2 protein-coding genes are annotated in these 2,394 nt (G+C 46.7%); both read left to right on the top strand.

What is annotated here, in order from left to right; all coding sequences use genetic code 11:
• Positions 1-147 precede the first annotated feature (147 nt).
• Positions 148-1,590 carry an IS21 family transposase gene (istA, locus tag FS666_RS19090; RefSeq protein WP_120076006.1) on the top strand — a complete coding sequence of 481 codons (1,443 nt, stop codon included), beginning with the start codon at positions 148-150 and terminating at the stop codon, positions 1,588-1,590.
• 6 nt (positions 1,591-1,596) lie between these two features.
• Entirely contained in the window at positions 1,597-2,325 is a 729-nt protein-coding gene (gene istB, locus FS666_RS19085; RefSeq protein WP_120076008.1) for an IS21-like element helper ATPase IstB, read from the top strand.
• Positions 2,326-2,394: the final 69 nt, after the last annotated feature.

Below are 2,394 nucleotides of genomic sequence, written 5' to 3'. Positions count from 1 at the left end.
TGTGTAGTGCAAAATAAAAGTGCAGAGTTATGAAACATAAACGTACATAACTTTGCACTTTATTTAGAAGAAAAAAGACCTTGCCAGCCATTCAAATCTTCTCTACTGTAGTTGGTGTCGAATCAATCACAGTGGAGGTCGAAAGGAATGCTGGCAATGTCTGAAATCAATTGTATCAAACTTTTAAGGAACCAGAAATCATTTTCTATCAATAAAATAGCCAATACTTTGGGAATCAACTGGAGGACTGCCAAGAAATATGCAGATTACGACCAAGTCCCCCAGGAAAATGTTCAAAAGAAGAGCGGCATGATGTACGAAGAGCCATGGGGGGAGATTGTCTCTGACTGGCTGGCTGAAGATGAGAAGCTGAAGAGAAAGTCAAGGAGGACCAACAAGAAAATCTTTGAGGAGCTTCAGAATATGGGGTTCCCCGGTTCTTATCGCACGGTCTGTTACTTCATTAAAGATTGGCGTGAAGGCAAGGAAAAGGGGGATGAGGACAGGGATCAGAATGCGGAACGGCTGCATCATCCGCCGGCTGAGGCACAGGTGGATTTTGGGATGACAGAAGCAGTAAAAGATGGGAAGGTCATCGATGTGCATTGCCTACTTCTGACTCTCCCTTATAGCAACGCAGCCTATTGCGTGCCATTGCCCAGTGAAAATCAGGAGTGCTTTTTATATGGGCTACAGACAATCTTCCACCAATTGGGCGGCGTTCCCAGAAAGGTCCGAATTGATAACCTGAAGGCGGCAGTAATTCGGCCCAGGGGAAAAAATGAGGAAGCAACATTTACAGAAGAGTTCCTCCAGTTTGCCGGCTTTTACGGATTTGAAGCGCAAGCCTGTAATCCGCGGAGCGGACATGAAAAGGGAAATGTGGAAAACAAGGTGGGGTATCTCCGTTATAACTTTGTGACACCGGCACCGGTGATTCAGAGTTTTGAACACTTGGGGGAGATTCTGAAGGAGTGTCTGACAAAGGACCGTGAACGGATCCACTATGAGAAAGGAATCTCTATCCAAGAATTGCTGGATCAGGAGTTTCCATTCCTTTTGGCCCTGCCGGATGAGGAGTATTCCATTTTCAAGAAAGTGACAGAGAAAGCGAATAAATACGGGGAGATCACCATCGACCAGGCCAAAATACATATTCCCAAAGGGTATAACTTTGGACAGCTTCACGTAGTAAAGTACTGGGACAGATTCAAGGTGCTCTCTCCTTATGGGGAAGTTCTGTTTACGGATTATCGCCCTTATATGCATAAAGGGCGGAAGATTCCCTGGCAGTCCATTTTGAAGTCCTGGCTTCAAAAGCCTCGGGTAGTCACCTACTCGCGATACTCCCCGTATCTTCCCGGCCGCATCTATGAATATATCAAAATAGACAACCTGGCCATTCGGAAGCAGCGCTTGGGATGGCTAGCCCGGATGCTTGCCACGCATGAAATGGCAGAGATCAATGAGTATTTCTATGACTTACTTGAAGAGCAGGCGGATGGTTCAGGCGAACCGGATAGACACCCGTACGAGGTAGATTGGACAAAATATGACCAGCTCCAACCGGCTCATTGGGAAAGGGAGTGAAACATGATGGAGTCAGAGATAAAAAGGATGTGCAAGACACTCCGGCTGGCTTACGTTGCGGACATCTATGAGTCTATTCCCTTTGAAAACTCGGCCCAGTATCTTTCGGATGTCCTCCGGAAAGAGTTGGCGTTGAGGGAAGAGGCGAAGGTGGAGCGTCTGCTTAAAAAAGCGCGTTTCCTGAGCAGGAAAACACTTGAATCCTTCCAATGGAATGAAAAGATCCACCTGCCTCCCCGGTTGGATTCAAGGGAACTGTCCGCACTGCACTTTATTGAGAAGCGTGAAAATATCATTCTGGCCGGCTCTCCCGGCACCGGAAAAACACACCTGGCAACGGGGCTTGGCCGGGCGGCCTGCCAAAAGGGATATGAAGTCCGCTTCTACCGTGTATCCGATCTGGTGGATGCCTTGACCAAGGCATGGAGGGAAGGAAAGTTCCAGCAGTTCCGAAATAAGTTTAAGAAAGTGGACCTGATCATTCTGGATGAGATGGGCTACATCCCGTTTAGCAAAGAAGGTGCCGAGCTATTGTTTCAATTGATTACTGAGTGGTATGAACAAAAAAGCCTGATTATAACTTCTAATCTGGAGTTCAGCCAATGGAACCGCATCTTTGTCGACTCTAGGCTGACTGCAGCCCTAGTGGACAGGGTCATTCATCACGCTCACATTTTAAGTTTCACTGGAGAAAGCTACCGAATGACTCACGCGTTATCGAGACAGAATTACTAACAGAATAGGCTGGCAAAGTTATGCACTTTTGATTGCACTATTGTGTATTTTTCTCTTGCAAAATACAGG

It is taken from the genome of Siminovitchia fortis (genome assembly GCF_007681465.1).
GTDB lineage: Bacteria > Bacillota > Bacilli > Bacillales > Bacillaceae_C > Siminovitchia > Siminovitchia fortis.
This window is presented reverse-complemented; position numbering and strand designations above follow the sequence as displayed.

Coding starts and splice junctions, on each gene's coding strand:
- istA (WP_120076006.1), top strand. CDS start 148: ATGCTGGCAATGTCTGAAATCAATTGTATCAAACTTTTAAGGAACCAG.
- istB (WP_120076008.1), top strand. CDS start 1,597: ATGGAGTCAGAGATAAAAAGGATGTGCAAGACACTCCGGCTGGCTTAC.